We start from the raw sequence: 22,023 nt of genomic DNA on the forward strand, positions 1-22,023 counted from the left end.
GTTAATTAATCTTAAAATCATGTTTTAATAATATAAACGTCATAAAACGGCATGATTTAAAAATCCCTATCTTTGTATGATTCATTAGTGAAAAAGCTTTTAACATGCTAAAAGAAGAACGGCAACAGACTATTTTAAATGAGGTGGATCTGCATAATAGAATTCTTATTACAGATATAGCAGAGGCACTGGACGTTTCTATAGATACTATAAGAAGAGATGTGAAGGAGCTTGATGCAGAAAATAAACTACGCAAGGTTCATGGCGGTGCAATTTCAATGGGGTATATGACCAATAGCGCCAGAAACACCAATATTTATAAATTAGACGATAAAGTTACTATTGCAACCAAGGCAGTCACCATGTTGCGAGATGGTGCGGTTATTTTTTTGGACGGAGGAACCACGTGTATGGAATTGGCACGAATAATACCTGAAAACTTAAATCTTACCTGTTTTACCATAAGTCTGCCCGTTGCCATGGAGCTTTCTCATAAAGCCAATATTAATGTGATTTCTATTGGTGGTCAAATTTCAAAAGAAGCACAGATCGCTATTGGTGCAAATGCCATTCACCATATTTCTGAAATACGGTTCGATTTTAGTTTCATAGGTACAGGATACGTAGATGCCACATTTGGGTTAACGGAATTTGATTGGGATATTGTACAGATTAAAAAAGCGGTAATTAAAGCATCGAAAAAAACGGTGTTGCTATCTATTTCTGAAAAACTCAATTCTCAACATCGGTATAAAACGTGCGATATTAATTCGATCAATACCATGATAACAGAGTTAAAGCCCGATGACAAGTTGCTGAATGCTTTTAAAAATCACGACATAAAAATTTTATAATTATATGGATTACAAAAAAATTACCGAGACTCCGTCCAATCATGACAATTTAGAGTTGATGGATACCACAACTATTCTTCAAAAAATGAACGAAGAAGATAAAAAGATTGCCCATGCTGTAGAGAAAACGATACCTCAGGTAACTAAATTGGTAGATGCCTTGACGGAAAGATTCAACATAGGCGGAAGACTTTTTTACATAGGCGCCGGTACCAGTGGTAGACTTGGCATTTTAGATGCCTCTGAAATTCCGCCAACGTTTGGTATGCCACATGAACGTGTAGTAGGTTTAATTGCCGGTGGTGATACCGCTATTAGAAAAGCTGTTGAAAATGCCGAAGATGCTACCAAACAGGCATGGCTAGATTTAAAAGCTCATAACATTAATGATAATGATGTTGTTGTAGGTATTGCGGCATCGGGTAGTACGCCATATGTGGTGGGTGGATTGGAAGATGCAAAGAAAAATGGAATTTTAACGGCTGCAATTACCAACAACCCTGGCGCTCCTATTGCAAAAATTGCGGATATTCCCATTGAAATCAATGTAGGGCCGGAGTTTTTGACCGGTAGCACTAGAATGAAAAGCGGTACATCTCAAAAATTAGTATTGAATATGATATCTACTGCCCTAATGATTAAAATAGGTAGGGTGAAGGGGAACAAGATGGTAAACATGCAATTAAGCAATGATAAACTTGTTGATCGTGGTACGCGTTATATTATGGAAGGGCTAGGTATTGAATATGACGCTGCCGAAGCGTTATTAAAAAAGCATGGGTCTGTTAAACTGGCCATAGATGCTGGTAAACAATAAAGGTGATGATTAAACCTAGCTAAAGAGAAAGCCTGAACATTTAAATTTATATTCAGGCTTTTTTATGCTTTAGCTTTTCGGAATCAATTTATAGATTCCTTTTCCTTCTACAGCTACATAAATCAATCCGTCCGGACCTTCATGTACGGCACGAACTCTTCCCATACCGTCCATTAATTTTTCCCTTGCAATTACTTTGTTACCATCCAAAATCAATCGTTCTAAATATTGAAAAGCCAAAGATCCTACCAATAAACTCCCTTTCCAGTTTTTGTAGGTGTCACTGGTAACATAAGTCATGCCACTAGGTGCAATAGAGGGTACCCAATAATGAATAGGTTGTTCCATACCTTCCATTTCGGTTTTGTCGGTGATAGGTGTTCCGCCGTAATTAATACCGTAGGTAACTAAAGGCCATCCGTAATTAGCACCTTTTTTTATGATATTGATTTCATCTCCACCTCGCGGTCCGTGTTCATGGTCCCAAATTTCTCCTGTTATAGGATGTTTTATAAGACCTTGCGGATTTCGGTGTCCATAGCTATAAATAGCTGTTTTGGCACCTTTGACATCCTGAAAGGGATTATCTGCTGGTATACGTCCATCATCGTGCAAACGGTAAATTTTGCCCCCATCTCTTTTTATGTCTTGCGGGTTGGTATCCCTATCGCCACGTTCCCCAATAGAAAAGTAAAGATAACCGTCATTGTCAAATGCTATTCTAGATCCAAAATGTTGTCCTTTGGTAGTATTGGGTACTGCCTTGTATAAAATATGTTTTTCGGTCAAAGAACTGTTTTTCAATTTTGCCCTCATAATTGCCGTATGGCCACCCTTTTCTTCTCCGTCAGTTGATGCATAAGTAAGGTAGATCCATCCGTTTTTTGTGTATTTGGGATGGAGGGTTATATCCAATAATCCTCCCTGGCCTCTATTATAAACCTCGGGAACATTGTTAATAATCGTTTTTTTTCCATTCGCAAAACGAATCAATTTTCCCTCTTTTTCAGTAATTAAAATACTTTTATCAGGAAGGAAGGTGAACCCCCATGGAATCTGTAGCTCATCGACGAACAGCTCAGCTGAAAAAACAGACTCTTTTGGTGTAGTTGTCTTGTTGTCAGTATTTTGTGCGCAAGAAAAATTTAGCGATACAACGAATAAAAGGTTGAAAATAATACTATTTTTCATATACGGGCGTTAGAAATATATTAGAGAACACATGATTATTTAAAAGATAAAATATAAGCAAAAAATTACACCAAAGAACTAATTAGATCCCAAATCGACTTTGTTCTTAAAATCGAACCTTAACCTATGCTTCCAAAACAACAGCGGTATGCGCTGTATGTACTTCTTCTGATTGTTATTTCAGTAATTGGTACTACGGCTCTGGCCAACTCAAAAGTAACTACGCTTTATGAAGAGGTGGCTCATGTAATCGAAAAGGCTGTTTCGGTTTCTACCAACAACCAAACTGCATTAGAAAATAAAATTGCATCCAAGTCTAGCTTAGCGGCTCCGGCAATGTTTACTACACCAATAGTAGGCGCGGACAATACGGTTACTTGTAACGATAACGGATTTACGATTGCACGGTTTAATTTATGTGGAGATTTCGATGATCGTATAATAAGTCTTACCGGTGGTCCTTATAGCTCAGTTTCATGGCAGGTATTGGGTGGTTCTTGTTCAGCAGATGTAAATGTTGAATGTCCTAATACAACCAATTCTTGTTATACAGAAGTTGGAACCGGACAAACTTTTAATCTAGATGCCAGTTCCGTATCAGCTACTTCAGGTGCTGAATATAGAGTTGAAATAGATAACCAACCATATTACTTTAAAGTAAAGAAAAGTACTATAACCCAAACATATGTTAAGCAAGATTATATCTGTGGTGTAGATGGTAGAATACAGATTACCAATCTTTCAAGTGCTTATGAGTTTAGTATTGATGGAGGTTCTTCTTGGCAAGGTGCTATATTTTCTAACTTGACACCAGGTACCTATAATATTCTAGCAAGATTAAGAAATACGGCAAATACTTGTGAGTATCCTTATGAACCTATAGTAATAGAAGAAAAGGAGATTGAAATAGCCACGACTTTTACAGATGCATTGTGTAGTGGGGACACAGGTACTATTACGGTAACGGCTTCTAATGTTCCCGGACCTTATAAATATACATTATTGAATTCTAGTGGTGTTGCCCAAGAATTTACGGCATTCATTCCAACAAATCCCTACACCTTTTCAGCTGTAGGCTTTGGTACATATACGGTACAAGTTGAAACGCAACAATGTACTGGTGATCCTTTGAACGGAATAGATCCTCCACGACAAAGTTTGGATATCAACGGAAACCCTATGACAATTGGTGCAGGGGCTTCTGCTTTAGATGCTTCTACAGAGGTAAATAGTAGTTTTGGTTGTTCTGATATTTCTAGTGTAGATATTACCTTAAATACATCTGGTGGTTCTGCACCTTATACATTTACTGTAAACGGCGGACCGGTGCAGCCTTCATTTGGTGATGCCGCTACAGACTCCGGTACTACTACATATACCGTAAATGCGGCAGGAACATATGATTTTGTGATTACCGATAGTAATGGCTGTATTATAAATGCTTCTTCCGATGTTGAAGATTTATTACCACCAGATGTTACGGTAGCAGGTATTGATGGTACTTGTAGTAACGGAGGTGCCAAATTAGAATTTACTATAAACAACGGTAGGGGTTATAATATATCGTACAGGGAAAGTGCATCTGACCCTTGGGTAAGTATACCACAAATTTCAGTTGCTGCCGGTACTTATAATGATATTGAAGTAAGATACCAACAAGGTGGTTTCGAATGTACTTTGGCATTGCCATCGGTTACAGTAGATACCGTTGGTTCATTGACAGGTTCTGCTACTAAGGTTGCTGATGTAACTTGTTCTGGAACAGGAAACGTAGGTGGACAAATTGATTTTGTAGGTCCGTTTTCCGGTGGTTCCGGAAGTGGTTATGAATTTAGTATAGATGGTGTTAACTTTTCAACTATTACCACTTATACTGATTTGGCTGCGGGTACTTATACCCCTATTATTCGTGATGGAGGCGGATGTAGATTAGAATTAACGGCAATTGAAATTTTAGATGTTGATCCACCTACAAATTTAGATTTTGCCCAAAGTAATACTAGTTGTGCTGCCGGTACTACAGATGTGCAATTGACACCAACAAGCAACGCCGCAATTAATAGATATGAAATTATTAGTCCGGCTTATGTAGATAACGGTACTAATGATACATTTACTGGGTTAATGACTTCTCAGGCATATATTTTTCAGATTACTGATGTTAATGGATGTTCTTATACGGAAGGTTTTAGACCTGTAGAAATCAGTTCTATTAGAGTTCAGGTTAAATCAGGTGGAGACCTTAGAGTGTGTAACGGTGCTACTGATGGTGCTGGAACTTTTATTGTTGATGGTTTTGCAAATAATTATACCTATGATATTAATGGAGGTACTACGAGTGCACCACAAAGTGATCGTGAAGTAGATTTGCCATTATCTGGTGCAGGGACCTATACCATTACGGTAACCGACGCCGATACAGGTTGTACAGATACTATTTCTTTTGATATAAATGAAGCTCCGGTTTTAGATTTATCTACCAGTACGGTTACGGCTATGAGCTGTGCCAATGGTAATTTAGGAGCGGTTAGAGCTAACGCAACGGGAGGCTGGGGTACGTTTAGATATACCCTTACGCAACCGGTAGGGCCACAAATTGGACCAAAATCTGGAAGGACCTTTAGTAATCTCTCTGCAGCGGGAACATATACATTAACTGTAGAGGATGCTGAAGGTTGTACAGATACTTTTTCTTTCGATCTAAATCCTATTGATGCGCCAGGTATAGCTTTGGACGGACCATCGTCAGATTTTTGTTTTGTGGCTGGTACTGGCGCTACGGTTGCCGTAACCTCTACAGCGGGTACAGCAGTAATTGGAACACATCAATATAGAATTAATGGAGGCGCACTTCAACCAACTCCAACTTTTGCCGGACTTTCACCTGGTAATTATACGATTGAAGTAGTTGATGGTAATGACTGTTCAGATAGTATTGCGGTTACCATTGCTCCTCAATTAAGAGTGAATACAAATATTGAAGCGGAAATACCTTGTGGTGGAGCTAATGGTACCATTAGAGTAAGTGTTAATGGAGGTTATTTATCTGGTGCTGGAGCAAAACAGTATGAGGTTAGTTCTGATGGTGGAGCTACTTTTGGAGCTGCAATTCCACTAACTACAGATACATTTGATTATAACACAAATGTACCTGGAGATTATGTTTTCAGAATTACAGATAATAATACGACAAGTAGTGGTTGTGTAGCACAGTCTGTTGCCATTACATTAAATCCTCCTCAAAATATTGCTGCTGCATCTTATGTTGCTAGACCGGTTAGTTGTAGTTCAACAAATAACGGTTCTGTAACCATTATACCTAATGCAACTAGTGGTGTGCCACCATACGAAGTTAATTTCAACGGAACGGGATGGGCTTCAGAAACGGTATATTCCAACTTAACGGTAGGTACATACTCATACTTGGTTAGAGATGCTAGAGGTTGTGAAACCCCGGCCGATACGTTTGATATAATATTGGATACCACAGCACCACCAGCAACTACGGTTTCTGAAGTACAGGCTGTTTGTGGAGGTAGCGGACCGGTTAGTGGAGGGGTAAATATTGATGCCGTTACTGATGGTACCGCTAACTATACTTTTGTAATTGAAGATAATACAGGTGTAGAAATTACAAGGATGGAAGATGTTGATCCTTCCGCCTTACCGGTACAAATTTTAGATCCACTTTTAGTAACGGGAGATTATACGATTATTACCATTGATGCTAATGGCTGTACAGATATTGATACCGTTTCAATTACTTCTAATGAAGTAGTAATAACACCAATACCGCCACCGGCACCAGCAGATTGTGATGATTCATCATTTACTTATGCAGTTACGGTAAGCGGAGGTTCTGGGACCTATCAAATAAGATTATTAGATCAACCTGGTTTTTACGCATTAAATAATACGCCAGCGGTTAACGATCATACTTTTAGTAATACTTCGGATAGTATTCAATACGGAGTTGCTTATACTGTGGTTGTTTTAGACGTGGTAACAAATTGTACCTATGAGCAAGAAATTCCTCCTATAGATGCACCTTCAACTTTAGATGTTACGGCAACATCAACACCTGGGGCTTGTGATGTAAATAGAAATGGAGAAATTGTTTATGATGTCATAGGTTTTACAATTGGAGATGTTTTAAAAATAGAGTTGATAGATAATTCGGATGGCTCAAGTACTATCTTGGAAAATTCTGTTATCACTACCGCATTACCATATACAGGTTCTTATGCTGAATTACCAGGTAACTATCAGATTTTAGTTGAGAATTTAACTGATACATGTACAGATGCAGCTCCTGTTACAATACTTCAGAATTTACCTGATATCGATATTTTACAAGAGGTTCCTGCAAATTGTAATGCTTTTGGCCAGGTAACCGTACAAGGTAGAGGTGGTTCTGGTGGACCATATGAATTTGCTTTTATGGACAGTGGTGTAGCTCCTACAGGTTGGACTACAGATACGACATTCTCAGCGCCTGATGGTACGTATGATGTATATGTAAGAGATGCAAGTGGTTGTACTTCTTTTGATATTGCAACAATTATTTCATTAGATCCAGATTTACCGGTACCTACTTTTGCGGTAGTAAATCAATGTGATCCTACTTCGACAGCATTTGATATTACGGTAAGAGTACCAAGTTCAGTGAATACTCCTAGATTCACTTTGGGTGGTGATGAGCAATTACCAACGGTAAATGGTGCATTTTGGGAGTATACTTATGTTGTTAGTAGTCCTGGTGATTATGTTGTAGATGTAGTAGACGCAAATGGTTGTACTAGTGAAGGTGCTGCTACGGTTTATGACTTCTTATCGGCAACTGGTAGATTTTCAACAGATAGTACTTGTAATGATGCCGATGGTATTATAACAATATCGACAACTGGAGGTAGCGGTGATTTTGAGTATGAACTAACGGGCACAGATTATAATTCTAATGCCGTAGGTCCTATTACTCAAAATAATAATCCAGTTTTTACAGGACTTGCTCCAGGTACATATGAGGTTTTAATAACTGACAATATTGTAAACGATGGTGCTGGTTTCTGTGAAACAACCGTATCGAACATTATTTTAAATCAAGCGGCACAGCCGGTAATTGTTTCAGAAGAAGCAATTGATATTAGCTGTAGAGATGAAAATGATGGGTCTATTGAGATAGTAGTTGGTCCGGCAAATGCATTAGTGCCATTCACATCTCAAGACACTCCTATAACTTATATCTTAAATGATGTTAGTTCAGGAACTACAGAGGTGACCAGAAATAATACCGGAGCTTTTTCTAGTTTACCGGCAGGTGATTATCAAGTTCAAGTGGTTACGGCACGTAACTGTGAGGTTTTATCTGCTGTTCATACCATTACAAATCCTGATGCTTTTAGTATTACGGCAAGTGCTGCGGATTTTGCGTGCGAGCCAGGTGCTAATAGATATAGTTCTACTATCATTACCGTAAATGTTGTAGATGCGGGTACGGTTGGGTCAGGATATCAATATAGTATTACTGGTTTTGAGAATTATCAACCTGGGAATACTTTTGAAATTATTGATGACGGTAGCGCACAAAATATCACTGTTTATGCTATTGATGGTAATGGTTGTCAAACGACATTTGACGTTCCTACTATCAATCCACCTACAGATGTTGTTCCAACAATTGTTGAGGTAGATATTTTAAATTGTAGAGATGATGAGCGCGTACGTATAGAAGTAGCGGGTACAACTGATTTTACCGTTAATACAGTATCGGTTACAGCGGTTGCTCCTGTAACGAATACTTCTGGTAATAACTATGTAGATGTGTACTTGCCAGATGTGGGTGATTACTTATTCGAGATTGTAGATAATACAGTGGGTTGTACATACCCAATGCCTGTACATACGGTAAATACTCCAATAGCGCCAACAGTATCAATTACGGAGGCCAAACCGGTTAGTTGTGCAGTACCCGGTGATGATGGCGCATTGTTCATAACGGTCAGTGATTATGTTGGGGTGTATGATTATATTGTTTATGAGGCTACTGATGATGCTAGAACAACACCATTGGCTTCAGGGACTTTTGATACCAATAATTTTCCTGATATTAACGGGGATGAGGCTAGAATTGATAATTTAATTGGCGGTAATTTAATTATCGACATCGTCTCAATAGATACACCGTATTGTTCTGCTACAAGTAATGTTACCAATATTAGAACCCCTAATGGTGAACTTCAGGTTACGGCAGAATCTATAGGTAATGTAAGTTGTACTAATGATACTGGTGAAATTATAGCTACCAGCTCAGGTGGTTGGGATACAACACCGTATGAGTACAGATTATTAATGAGTACTGATGGTGGTGCAAGTTATACTACAGAGATTGCTACATTCTCAAATGACAATGAATTTACAGGATTATCTTTTGGATTTTACGAGGTAGAGGTAAGAGATGTTGAGGGTTGTACAAATACCGTAGAGATTGAATTGGAAGAAGTTCCGCAAATAGTAGCGGGTATAAGGGAGCCTCAAAGTTTAGATTGTCCTAATGGTAACAATGCAGTTTTAGAGGCTTATGATATCACTACCGGTGATGCCATTACGGCCACACCTGGTGCAAGCGGTGGTTTTGCCGGTGCAGGTTATAACTACACATTGTTATATTTAAGTGGAGATGATAATACAGCCGTTGTTTCTGAAAGTGGATTGCAAAATACACCTACTTTTATTGGGGATAGTGGTGGTTATATTAGCGCTGGTTGGTATGCAATAGAAGTTTCCTCTAGTTTTGGATGTTCGTTTGTTACGGATGCTTACTATGTTGATCCACCACCACCAGTTCAACCGGTTTTGGTACAGATTAGAGTACCTGGTTGTGGAGGCGATGGTGAGATAAGACTGACGATCGAGAATCCTGACCCATTGTTTACGTATGAATATTTAAGGGTTGAAAATGGCGTAACTATTGGAACATATATGCCATTGACAGGGAATTCTGTGACAGTTACAGGAGTTCAGGGCATTACGTATCAGTTTGATGTTAGAAAAGTAAACGGAGCAGGTACTTGTCCTGCTATACGTTCTAATGGTATTACTATGACCGATGCTTCTGATCTTGAATTTTTGCCTAACTCTCCAGTAGATCCCATTTCATGTGCATCTGAATTGGATGGTAGAATAGAATCTTTTGCCAGTGGCGGTGTAGGAAATAATATGTTTACGCTGTATATAGGTCAACCAACAGATGGTTTTAATCCAGGAACGGCAACTATATTTAGGGGCCCGCAGTCTGAAGGTACATTTGAAGGTCTTCCCGAAGGTTCGGATTATTGGATTGGTGTTACTAGCGGGCTAACCTGTGAGGCTATAGACGGACCGTTTGAAATCATTAGGCCAGAACCAATTATTTTCGATGCAGTTGCAACAGATGTTACCTGTAACGGTGAAGAAGATGGTACAATTACAGTTTCTGTTAGTGATGGTGGTGTTGGTTTAATTCAATTTGCAATTGCACCAAACTTTAATGAATTCTTTAGTGATTCAGATAACCCAGGTGTTTATACTTTTGATGAACTTGCTGCCGGTACTTATGAAATTTTGATTAAGGATGATAATGGCTGTTTTGAAAAGGATTTTATTACGGTAGAAGAGCCTGATCAATTGGAAATAATCAATATTGAGACAACAGATGAATTATGTATTGGCGCCAATGATGGTACCGTAGTTTTTGATATCGTTGGTGGTACTCCTTTTAATGATGTTTTAATTAATCCTACTCCTTATTTTGAGTATAAAATTGAAATGATTGATCCGGTAGACGAAACGGGAACGGCAGTTTTTGCACCTTATAACGGAGAAATTATAGAGGATTTACAGGGTGGAGCGTCGTATATTATATATATACAAGATGCCAACTTGTGTACATCATCAGAATTGTTCACTATTGATATTGGAGTAGATTTAACTGCAGAACCACAAGTACAATATGGTTGTGAGGGTATTTTTCCGAATAGTACAACAACTATTCAGTTAGATAATACCAATTTGCTATCTGAGTTAATGTTTGCATTAGATCCTATTGATCCTACAGATGCGATTACTGCAAATGCAAATGATGAATATGTTTGGGGAGATTTACCTGCAGGTGATCATACTGTTTATATCTATCACGAAAACGGATGTACTAATTTTGTGGAGTTCAGTATTGATGCATACGAGCCTTTAAGCTTGGTGGTTGATAAAACAGGACCAAATGAAGTTCAAGCTTTTGCAGAAGGTGGTTATGGAGACTATGAATTTTTCTTTAACGGAGAATCATACGGCACCGAAACTACATTTACAACCAATGAAAGCGGAATGGTAAATGTTCGTGTAAGAGATGCAAGAGGTTGTGAGCTAGAATTGAGTGTACCGTTCGAATTTACAGGTATGCTAGAATTCCCTAATTTCTTTACTCCTGATGGAGACAACCTTAATGATATTTGGTCACCAAAGAATAGAGAGCTTTTTGACGGCGTAGAAGTCAGAATATATGACCGTTACGGTAGGGTAGTGGCTGTTTTAGATGAAGTTAGCGGTTGGGACGGTACCTATGAAGGAAAAGAAGTACCTACAGGAGATTATTGGTATGTGGTAAATGCCAACAGCGATGAGCTTAAATATGTAGGTCACTTTACTTTATACAGATAAAAAAATAGAAACTTAAATTTAAAAAAGAGGATGCATTTTGCATTCTCTTTTTTTGTTTTATCATTTAACGATTAAGTTTTTAAAATCTTTACGGTCTAACTTTCTGAAAGCAAATTAACCTAAAACTACAATTACTTTTAAGGGACTTGTTTTTAGGGTACATTTGATAGTAAATTAAGATTTCACGGATGAGGGCAATTGCATATATTATTTTATTGGTTATTTTTCAAAGCTGTGCATCTCAGGCAAAGCCTATTCTGATTGATTCGGAAATGGAAACTAACGTAAAAGAGAATCTTGCCTACTATTTATATTACCCAGAAGATTATGAAGAAGAGCCAGATAAGGAATTTCCTATTTTATTGTTTTTACATGGAGGTGGTGAGTCTGGGGATAGCTTGGTTACCGTGAAAAGAAACGGTCCGCCAAAATTAATTGTTCAAGGTAAAAAGTTCCCTTTTTTAATATTGGCTCCGCAAAATCCGAATGCTAAAAAATGGTGGAATACCAGAGCGGTAAAACAATTGCTAGATTCTATTGTAGATAACAATAGAATTGATAAACGTAAAATTTATTTAACTGGCTTAAGCCGTGGAGGAGGTGCTGCTTGGGAAATGGCAGTACAATATCCAAATACTTTTGCCGCCATGGCCGTAGTTTGTGGCATGGCACCTTTGCCTTACGCTTCATGGATAAATAAGAATATGCCAATTTGGGTATTTCATGGTGAAAAAGATAAATCCATTCCCTTTTCGGAATCTGAGACTATGGTGGCCAAATTAAAGGAAATGGGCTATGAGGTTATATTCACGAGATACCCTAACGTTGGGCATAGCGCTTGGATAAAAGCTTATGAAACCGAAGCCTTATATGATTGGTTTATAAATCAGGAGCTGCGGTAGACTCCCGTATTCTTTAATTCTTCTGAAAAACCCGTAAAGAATCTCTATTTTGGGTAACAACATAATAAGGCTTTTCTTTAATATTGCTGTTTACCTTTATGATGCTTTTTGAATCACCGGGTACTAAAAATCCACTTTCAGCTGTATCTATTGTTTTGAATTTGCCGTTTTGGTCATTTTGTAATAATAGACCATTAAAAGCATCGTTTCTACCAATAAAGACTTCATTTCCAAAATTGTTGCCCACCAACAATAAATCTTGGTGATCGTCATTGTTAAAATCTAAAATTTGTATGCCGTTTATAGGCGCTGTTTGAGCTTCTATGGGTAGAGGGCTATATTCAAATGTACCGTCTCCGTTATTTTTAAGAACTATACTCTTATCATAATTGCCAATTAATTTGATAGAACCTTCTAATTCTTTTTCAGTTAATAAAGTTGATATGGTTGCTTTGGAATACCCTTTGAAAGTATTGAATTTTGCCCTGAATATTGGGCTTTGACCATTTAAGTCTCCCCAGAAATTAATGGGGAATGCCTTATAGATGGGGTTATTAAAACTTTCTTTAAAATGAGCGAACATAACTGGGTCTATAGTACCATTATTATCAAAATCTTTCGCTATTACGGTAACTGGTCTTTTTGCAGAAGGTTGATAAAAATTATTCATACCTAGATTACCTACAACAAAGTCAATATCGCCATCATTGTCTATGTCGGTTTTATAGATAGTTTCCCACCAACCTGAAAGTTCTTCAACTCCGGTTTTATTTAATTTTTGGAAACTGGTGCTATTATTTTTAAAAATGGAAATAGGCATAAATTCGCCAACTACAATTAAATCCTCATTCCCATCTAAATCAATATCCGCCCAAACAGCATCTGTAACCATACCTATGTTTCTTAAGTCAGGAACAAAACTTTCTGTAACATCTGTTAATATGCCATTGTCGTTTTTCAATAAGAAACTATTTTCTGCATTTGGGTATTTTGAATAAGGGGTTCTACCACCAACAAATAGATCAATAAAGCCATCTTTATCAAAATCTGTAGCCGTCACTATTGAGCCGCTTGCATTGATTAAAGGCATTTTATCCGTGGTTATTTTAAAATTACCTTGACCGTCATTGACCAATAGACGATGATTATAGTAGGTACTGCCTAAATTAAATTCATTACTGCCAGAAACTAAGTATAAATCTAAATCACCATCGTTTTCTAGATCGAACAGAACAATACTTTCCTCTTCAAAAGTTTTGTTTTCATCGTCATTAAATAATGCTGTTTGAGTGAACTTACCATGGGTATCCTGAAAAAACAATTGTGGCGAAGCCCCCGAAGAACTGCCGATAACGAAATCCTCGTTACCATCGCCATTAATATCACCAACAGCTATTGCCGGACCGTTTTGGGTTAATTTATGTGGTATTGTGCGTTGAATATTATAATCAATAAAGTCTTTTTCTTTATGTAAATATGAAATTCCTATTTTACTTGAAACCTCTTTGAAAATTGGTTCCATTTTTTTGGCAACGAGCGGAAATTTTAAGTCTTGTGAAGATATCGCAGTTGCTTCGTCATATTTTATGATCAATCTCTGGTTGCCTTCTATGTTCTCTAATCTCTGAAATTGATTATCTGCCCAAAGAACTTCAATAGATTCTATTAGTTTTTTGTCTCCTAAACCAAAATGAGCTATATCTTCAACAGTAGACATATACCCTCTGTAGGTATGATAGTCTTTATATTGAAATGTACTGTCGCTAAATCTTAAAACAATTTTTGTTCCTGTTTTTTGGGACTTTGAAGAAGAATCTTGGAGCTCTATGCTTAAATAATTATGTAGACCATCTTTTAAATCGGTTTTGTTTTCAAATATTAGAGCTTCATCGTTTATATTATTTATGATATAGTCCAAGTCGCCGTCATTATCTAAATCTGCAAATGCTGCACCGTTGGAGAATGATGCTATTCCAATGCCCCAATCTTCGCTAACATCAGTGAACTGATTGTTTTTGTTGTTCTTATAAGCGTAATTAGGAATCTTTATTTTTGGAATGGAGTCCAAAATTTGCGCCGGACTTAAATATCTGCTAACATTAAATTTAAAATCACCAAAATCTAAATCTGTAATATCTCTTGGAAAACCATTTGTAATCAGTAAATCTTCATAACCATCGTTATCCATATCTGCAAATAGGGGAGACCAACTCCAATCTGTTTTAGATACGCCAGCCATTAACCCAACTTCACTAAACGGTACGTTGTTTCCATTACCTTTTTGTAACATGTTTCTGGTATGTTGGTACTCATAGCCAAAACGATCGTTTAGAATATATTCTGTGTATTTATTTCCTGCTAATGTAGTTTTTAACCTTTCATTTGTTTCACCAAGCATATCTAAAGTGATGATGTCCAGGTAACCATCGTTGTTGAAATCGGAAATATCATTCCCCATAGAAAACTTACTCTGGTGTTTAATATTCTCTTTTATTTTATTAGAAAATGTACCGTCTTGATTGTTAATGTATAGAATATCATTTGAGAGGTAATCATTACTTACATAAATGTCTGGCCAGCCGTCATAATTTAAATCTGCAATAGAAAGCCCTAAACCGTAACCTTCAATTGTTATACCAGCTTCTATAGTTACATTGGTAAAAGTACCATCGCCATTATTTTTATATAATTTGTCATTACTTAGTGCAGAACCATCTGTTATTTTTTTTCTAAAATTAGATGGTAATATATGTACATCTACATTGTTTAAAACATATAAATCTAAAAGACCGTCTTTGTTATAATCTAAGAAAGATGCACCCATACTATTACCAGATTCTTCAAGACCATATTCACTAGCTTTATCTATAAACGTTGGTACATCATTTTCATTTAAACCTTGGTTTAGGTACAACATGTTTTTCTTTTCATCATCGCTATCCAACATAGCGGAACAAACGTAAATGTCAAGAAAACCGTCATTATTAATATCTGCAAGAGCAACGCCAGTATTCCATTTATTGAGTGCCTCTATTCCAGATTCTTTGGAAATATCTTTAAATTTAAAATTACCTTGATTTAAGTACAGCTTGTTCGCAACTTGATTTCCGCTAAAAAATATATCGGGCATCTTATCATTGTTGAAATCGCCAATTGCCACACCACCACCGTTGAATATATATTCACTTGTAAGAATGTTAAAGCTATCCGTTTCTATAATTTTATTGTTGAAGGCAATTCCAGATTCAGAACTTGGTATAACATGAAAAAGGCTAGATTTTTTTTCGTTACAAGAAATTATGGTAAGTGCAACGGTTATTATGGATAATGCAGTAATAATACGCATGGGTGTAAGTTTAAAAGAGTATAACTAGTGTTTAAAATACAGATGTTGGTTTTGTTGTTAGGGTTTTAAATTGTGCTGTTTGATATTAAAATATGAACATTAAGATTTTAAGTTTAGTAACAGCAAAATAGTGTTTTAGAATTAATATTGAAGGTCGATTAAAATTACTTTTTTAATTTAAACTTTTGTTATCAATATTATATACAGAACCAAGAAGTATAGTTTTTGATCATATTTTGGACTTGTATTATTACCAAGAAATTAATTCTTTAATTAAAAAGAATTATAAAAAAAAATAGCAGGACATCTTAAAAGATGCCCTGCTTTATAAAATTGATAACTAGTTATTAATAACCAGGGTTTTGTTGAAGTATACCTCCACTTAAATCTATTGCAGATAAAGGAATTGGTAAAACTTCATTTTTAGCTTCAAAAGCGTTAGCCTTAGTACCAAAGTTTGCAATTGTACGACTTTCATTAGAAATATACTCATTGATTACTTCAACACCGTTACCCCATCTATATAGATCGAATAGACGGTGACCTTCCATACCAAGTTCTAAACGACGCTCATGACGAACCGCTTTTCTTGCAAATGCTTGATCGGCAAAACTTGTATAGGGTTCTATAACATAGTTAGCGGCATCTGCATCACCTGCTTCATTTTGAACATAGGTCATATTCTTAGCTCTGTTACGAACCATATTTACCCATGTAAGGGCTGATGCTAAATCATTGGTTTCTACCGCAGCTTCTGCACCCATTAGAAGAACATCCGCAAATCGAATTATGTGGTAGTTAATACCTGAATGCTGTTGCCCCCAAGCACCGGTACCTTGATTATCGGTATCGCCACTTTGATAAACGTTTTTAGCTGGTAAATAAGGACCTGAAATATCCGAAAAAGTTGCGCGTATCCAAGAATGACCTGGGAAAGTGCCGTAGCGATTATAATCAATGCCTCTTCTACCTACAGTGTAATCTAATCTTGGGTCTAATGGACCAGTATGTGGGGTAAAGGCATCTTCATCCTCAATACCGTAATCATTAGCTACATCTGACTGGTTGAAAGTGTCTAAAAGTGGAAGACCTGTAGTTTCATCAGTTTGAAATGCATTTACTAAATCTTGAGAAGGTTGGTAAAAACCACAACAAGAGCCAAATGGACCTGGATTTGGGAAATTTAAAACCCCACCAATGTTACCGTTGAACGATTGACCATCATCAGCAGTGAATTGAATTGCAAAAACAGCTTCTGAGCTATTTTCACCTGCACTTTCAAAATTTGCGACAAATTCAGGATTCAAACTATAAGGACCGTTGTTGATTACATCTTCTAAAAGAGCAAAAGCTTCTGCCCATTCAGATTGCTGCAAGTGAACTTTACCTAAATATGCTTGCGCGGCCCAAGAAGTTGGTCTTCCTGATTGCGCTTGTGTGGCAGGTAAATTATCCATTGCAAATTGTAAATCTGCTTCAATCTCATCCCAGATTGGACCAGGATTAGGTTGATTGAATTCTGTATTTGCATAGTTCTCTTCAGAAATGTAAGGTACATTTCCATAGATTCTTTGTAATTCAAAATTAAAATGACCTCTTAGAAAACGTGCTTCTGCTAATTTTCCAGATAAATCAGTGTCTTCAATTGTTCCGATCAAGGCTATCACAGCATTGGCTCTGTTTATACCAGCAAAAATAGACGACCATTTACCTAAAACATAAGGGTTGCCCGTAGTCCAGTTGTAAATTTCCATTTCAAAAAGGTCAGCTTGATCACCATCGGTACTACCTTTATGTGCGTCATCTGCAATAACGTCAAACCACCAGTTATCTCCACTTGCTGCAAATCCATTTCCAGCAAGGTTGTTTCGGATACCATCAAGTGTAGAATATGCTCCAATTAAAAGGAGTTCTACACCATCTTCATTTTGTACCGCAGCGTCACTAAGAGCACCAACTGCTGGCTGCTCTGTAAAATCATCACTACATGCACTTATAACAGCGAATAGTGAAAATAAATAAATTAATTTCTTTTTCATTTTTTTACAATTTTAGATTAAATCCAAGTGTAAGAATTCTAGATTGAGGAACAACCTGGCTATCTACACCTAATGTTAAGTTATTACCGGTAACCGATGAAATGATCTCTGGATCAAAGCCATCATAACCCGTAACAGTAAGTAAATTCGTGGCTTGTACATATACACGTAGTAAGTCAAGGCCTATCTTATTTGCTACTTTATCAGGGAAAGCATAACCTAACTGAACATTTTTTAAACGTAAATAAGAACCGTCTTCAACAAAGTATGAGTTTGGTTGTGTTTCACTGTTTTGAATAGAATTACTTAATGCAGGTAAAGTAGCATTTGTATTCGTTGGTGTCCAAGAATCTAAAACTCTTACACTTCTATTACCATCAACAAATGTTGGGAAATCAGTAAATATCTTAGTGTAATTGTAAATGTCATTTCCTTGAGAACCTTGTAAGAATAATGAAAGGTCAAAAGCTTTGTAGCCTAAATTAAAGTTGAAACCATATGTGAAATCTGGGTGTGGAGAACCAATAAATGTTCTGTCGTCATCATCAATTACGGTGTCACCGTTAACATCTCTGTACTCAAATCTACCTTCATCCGTAAAACCGATTACTTCTCTACCGAAGAAAGAAGAAATAGGCTGACCAACTTGGGTTCTAGATACTGCACCACCACGGAAACTGTCATCACCAGTTTGGAACTCACTGATCCAATCGGTTACTTCATTTTTGTATTTTGAAAAGTTTACATCAAAGCCATATTTCCATCCTGATTCAGTTTCGTCCTTGTAACGTAGATTGATGTCAAAACCAGTATTGGTAACATTACCTGCATTTACATAAGGTGCTCCTGCATCAATTGCTGTTGTACTGATCAAACTGTTGTCTTGAACAATTAAATCTTTTGTTTTAATGTTGAACCATTCAAAATCTAAATTTAATTTATCATTGAAGAATCCAAGTTCAATACCTGCATTGATTGCTTCACTGGTTTCCCATTTTAAATTTGGGTTTCCAACAGCGGATAACAATGCCCCTGTGGCGATTGAGCTTCCGTCAATAGCATAGTTGGATAAACTTTCATTTAGTGAAGAAATATTTATTGTAGGATTACTGGCCGGCAATGATTGATTACCCAATTGCCCCCAAGAACCTTTTAATTTTAACCAGCTTAAAGCTGAGTCAGATGAGATAAAATCCTCTTTACTTACGACCCAAGCACCACTAATTGAAGGAAAGGTGTCACTTTTATTATCTCCGGCAAAACGTGAAGAAGTATCATTACGTAAAGTTCCTGTAATAAAGTATTTGTCGGCATAAGAGTAAGTTGCAGATCCAAATAATGAATAAAGGCTTGTAGCTGCGTCATACGCGTTATCAATATTTGGTGTACCACTACCATTGTTCAGTAAATAAAAATCTGGTGTTTCAAATAAGAAACCGGTTCTACTTACTTGTTTACCTTTAACTCCATCTTCCACAGCTTCGATACCTACCAAAGCATCAATTTTACTGTTTTCAAAAGTTTTTTTATAATTCAAGGTATTCGTAAAAGTCCAAGAATAACCATCTTGGTTCAGTTCTGTAAGTTGATTTGTGCCTAAAGGTTCGCTATGTTCTGGATCCAATGCTTGAAAACTACGTGTGTTGAACGAGTTTATAGTACCACCAAAGTTGGTTTTGAAGGTTAGTCCATTCGCTATTTCAGCAGATAAATAAATGTCACCTAAAACTCTAATTGTTTTGTTAAAGTTGTCACTTGCTCTGCCAAGTTGCGCTAACGGGCTTCTTGAGTTACCAGTACCTTGTGCCCCGGTACCTGCAAAATTACCATTATCGTCATACAATGGAATTAAGGGGCTACTACGAACAGCTTCCTCATATCTAGCTCCGGCTCCACCTTGGTTTCCATTAGAGTAAGCAGTGCTAAAATGCTGGCCAACACGAACTTTGTCACCAAGTTTAAATTCTGAGTTTAATCGAATTTGACCTATTTTATAGAAGGTATTTACAAGATTACTTGGGTTGTTCAGGTAGTTTGCAGAAAGTGAATATTTACTGTTTTCTTCACCATTAGCAACCGAAAATGCAACACTTTGAATAATTGAAGTTCTTGTAATCGCATCTATCCAATCCGTACCATTAGGGTTTACGGCAGCAGAAGCATCGCCTCTTACTATGGGATCATAAGATACTACTCTGGTATAACCATTTAAGGATGATGGGACAACTGCAGATGAACCATTACCAAATTGAGGGTGATCAAACACAGTTCCATCGTTTGCGGAACTTTGAAACAAAACATCACCTAATTGTTGTGCATTTAAAAAGTCAGGTGTGTTGGCTATTGAGGAAAACCCAGTGTATGTGTCAACAGATACAATTGGCTTATCCATATTGTAACCACCACCTTTAGTTGTAATAATTACCACACCATTAGATGCTCTTGCACCGTATATGGCAGCAGCACCATCTTTTAAAACGTTCATTTGGTCAATGTCGTTAGGGTTGATACTGTTCAATACAAATGGGTCATCTGTTTGTAGACCATCAATAATAAACAGAGGGTTGGTATTGTTACTAGTACCAAAACCACGAATGTTAATTTTTGGTGGGCTACCTGGTGTTGCATTTTGTACAACAGTTACACCGCTTACACGACCTTGTAATGCAGATGCAGCATTTACAACTGGTGCTTTGGTTGCTTCAGAAACATCTACTGATGCTACAGAACCAGTTAAATCACCTCTTGTTTGTGTAGAATACCCTAATACGATAACTTCATCAAGAGCAGCAGCATCTTCAGCTAAAGTTGCATTAACACTTGATTGACCGTTCACGGCAATCTCCATACTTTTAAATCCTATATAGCTAAAAACTAATGTAGCACCATCAGATACATTTAAGCTATAGTTACCGTCAAAATCTGTTTGTGTACCATTGGTCGTACCTTTTTCTACAACATTGGCCCCAGGTAATGGTTGGCCGGTGTCATCTAAAACGGTTCCCGTAATAGTAGTTTGAAGGGTTTTTACTTCAACTTCGTTTGAAGTACTTGTGTTTTCATTTGCTTGTACCATTTGTGTACCTAGGCAAACGAGCATTGATAAAACTCCAGATTTAATAAAGGATGACCTTTTACTGAATTTCATCAACGTGTAATCACGTTTTTGATTCATAATAGTTGTTGTTTGTTAGTTTAAATTAAATACTTGGAAATCGAGTTTTTAAAATTTTTAGTTGCAGTTGTTAAATGTTAAAAAAATCAAAATCCACTATAATAATAGTACTTTTCCTTTAAATATCTATAAATCGTTAGTGTTAATTTGAAAAGGTCATAAAAGCAATATGGTGTATTGTTATTGTAATAATCTGTATTAATAGGCGTAAATATTGAGTAATCAATAAATTAGCCACAGTAAAATTTGGAAATTAGCACGTTAAATTTTTAACATTTTTATTTTAAATTGTAGACAAAAAAATCAAAAAAAATGAAAATTACAACGTTATAGTTGAGTCTATTTTTTGGTGTTCTAGCTATTTCTTAAATCTCTATTTAAAGATAATTTACTATGATATTAGATCTGAGAACAAGAAATTATAATCAATTTCTCGTCTATGTTGGTGGTAAAAAAAAGGTAGTTGTCTCCACCATCTTTAATGCTTAATTTTTTTCTTATTTTTTCGACAGAATCAGGAAAGTTTCTCGTAGTAATATTGGCTTTAAACAGACCGGTTTTTTTGAATACTTTTTTAGAATAATCGTAGACTTTTTCAATTTTAAATATTCGGCCAGGAAATTCAAGTAGTGTTTCTGAGGTATAAAGATGAGAATTGGGGTGAAGTTTATGTAGGTTAAAAGATTTGCCTACAAACTGAAATGAACCAGATTTCAATATAGAGGCATTTGGTTCATATAGATAGTTTAACGGTTCTGAAAATTGGGAGAATGTATTTTCTTCATCGCTAAAATAAAAGTCAAATTTCTGTATATAGTTTAACTTAAAATTTATTGTCTTAACAATTGGTTCGTTGCTAAAGCCTTTTTGAATGACCCAAAGAAGTTCTTTTACATCATTGTTTACCGCAATAATATGAATCTCTTTTACAAATGACAGTTCTTTTAATCCACTTTTAATATCCAGTAGTGGTCCGGTCTTTATAATTAGGTTAGCAGATTTTGTCAG

9 protein-coding genes are annotated in these 22,023 nt (G+C 36.6%); 4 read left to right on the plus strand and 5 right to left on the minus strand.

Going from position 1 to position 22,023, the window contains the following annotated elements:
* Nucleotides 1–104: 104 nt before the first annotated feature.
* Both QZ657_RS05855 and murQ read left to right on the plus strand, forming a co-directional pair.
* Nucleotides 105–854: a DeoR/GlpR family DNA-binding transcription regulator gene (locus QZ657_RS05855; RefSeq protein ID WP_291962503.1), complete on the plus strand. Its 750-nt coding sequence runs from the start codon at nucleotides 105–107 to the stop codon at nucleotides 852–854.
* Nucleotides 855–858: 4 nt separating this feature from the next.
* Nucleotides 859–1,671, plus strand: coding sequence for an N-acetylmuramic acid 6-phosphate etherase (murQ, locus tag QZ657_RS05860; protein WP_291962504.1), 813 nt, complete (start codon nucleotides 859–861; stop codon nucleotides 1,669–1,671).
* A gap of 69 nt (nucleotides 1,672–1,740) precedes the next feature.
* On the opposite strand, the gene QZ657_RS05865 is transcribed toward murQ, so the two are convergent.
* Complete coding sequence (locus tag QZ657_RS05865) at nucleotides 1,741–2,862, minus strand: PQQ-dependent sugar dehydrogenase (RefSeq protein ID WP_291962505.1); 1,122 nt, start codon at nucleotides 2,860–2,862, stop codon at nucleotides 1,741–1,743.
* A 126-nt stretch (nucleotides 2,863–2,988) separates the two neighbouring features.
* On the opposite strand from QZ657_RS05865, the gene QZ657_RS05870 reads away from it, so the two are divergent.
* On the plus strand, nucleotides 2,989–11,553 hold the full coding sequence (locus QZ657_RS05870) for a T9SS type B sorting domain-containing protein (RefSeq protein WP_291965573.1): 8,565 nt from the start codon (nucleotides 2,989–2,991) through the stop codon (nucleotides 11,551–11,553).
* A gap of 188 nt (nucleotides 11,554–11,741) precedes the next feature.
* On the plus strand, nucleotides 11,742–12,455 hold the full coding sequence (locus QZ657_RS05875) for a prolyl oligopeptidase family serine peptidase (protein WP_291963588.1): 714 nt from the start codon (nucleotides 11,742–11,744) through the stop codon (nucleotides 12,453–12,455).
* A gap of 13 nt (nucleotides 12,456–12,468) precedes the next feature.
* On the opposite strand, the gene QZ657_RS05880 is transcribed toward QZ657_RS05875, so the two are convergent.
* The 4 genes from QZ657_RS05880 to QZ657_RS05895 form a co-directional block, all read right to left on the minus strand.
* Entirely contained in the window at nucleotides 12,469–15,801 is a 3,333-nt protein-coding gene (locus QZ657_RS05880) for a VCBS repeat-containing protein (protein ID WP_291965575.1), read from the minus strand.
* 347 nt (nucleotides 15,802–16,148) lie between these two features.
* Complete coding sequence (locus tag QZ657_RS05885) at nucleotides 16,149–17,840, minus strand: RagB/SusD family nutrient uptake outer membrane protein (RefSeq protein WP_291965577.1); 1,692 nt, start codon at nucleotides 17,838–17,840, stop codon at nucleotides 16,149–16,151.
* Between the two features lie 4 nt (nucleotides 17,841–17,844).
* Entirely contained in the window at nucleotides 17,845–21,015 is a 3,171-nt protein-coding gene (locus QZ657_RS05890) for a SusC/RagA family TonB-linked outer membrane protein (protein WP_291965578.1), read from the minus strand.
* A 399-nt stretch (nucleotides 21,016–21,414) separates the two neighbouring features.
* Nucleotides 21,415–22,023 (minus strand): THUMP-like domain-containing protein (locus tag QZ657_RS05895; RefSeq protein ID WP_412759673.1); only part of this gene is annotated, 609 nt, incomplete at its 5' end.

The organism is Maribacter sp., from assembly GCA_020629415.1.
GTDB classification, from domain to species: Bacteria; Bacteroidota; Bacteroidia; order Flavobacteriales; family Flavobacteriaceae; genus Maribacter; species Maribacter huludaoensis.

Coding starts and splice junctions, on each gene's coding strand:
- QZ657_RS05855 (WP_291962503.1), top strand. CDS start 105: ATGCTAAAAGAAGAACGGCAACAGACTATTTTAAATGAGGTGGATCTG.
- murQ (WP_291962504.1), top strand. CDS start 859: ATGGATTACAAAAAAATTACCGAGACTCCGTCCAATCATGACAATTTA.
- QZ657_RS05865 (WP_291962505.1), bottom strand. CDS start 2,862: ATGAAAAATAGTATTATTTTCAACCTTTTATTCGTTGTATCGCTAAAT.
- QZ657_RS05870 (WP_291965573.1), top strand. CDS start 2,989: ATGCTTCCAAAACAACAGCGGTATGCGCTGTATGTACTTCTTCTGATT.
- QZ657_RS05875 (WP_291963588.1), top strand. CDS start 11,742: ATGAGGGCAATTGCATATATTATTTTATTGGTTATTTTTCAAAGCTGT.
- QZ657_RS05880 (WP_291965575.1), bottom strand. CDS start 15,801: ATGCGTATTATTACTGCATTATCCATAATAACCGTTGCACTTACCATA.
- QZ657_RS05885 (WP_291965577.1), bottom strand. CDS start 17,840: ATGAAAAAGAAATTAATTTATTTATTTTCACTATTCGCTGTTATAAGT.
- QZ657_RS05890 (WP_291965578.1), bottom strand. CDS start 21,015: ATGAATCAAAAACGTGATTACACGTTGATGAAATTCAGTAAAAGGTCA.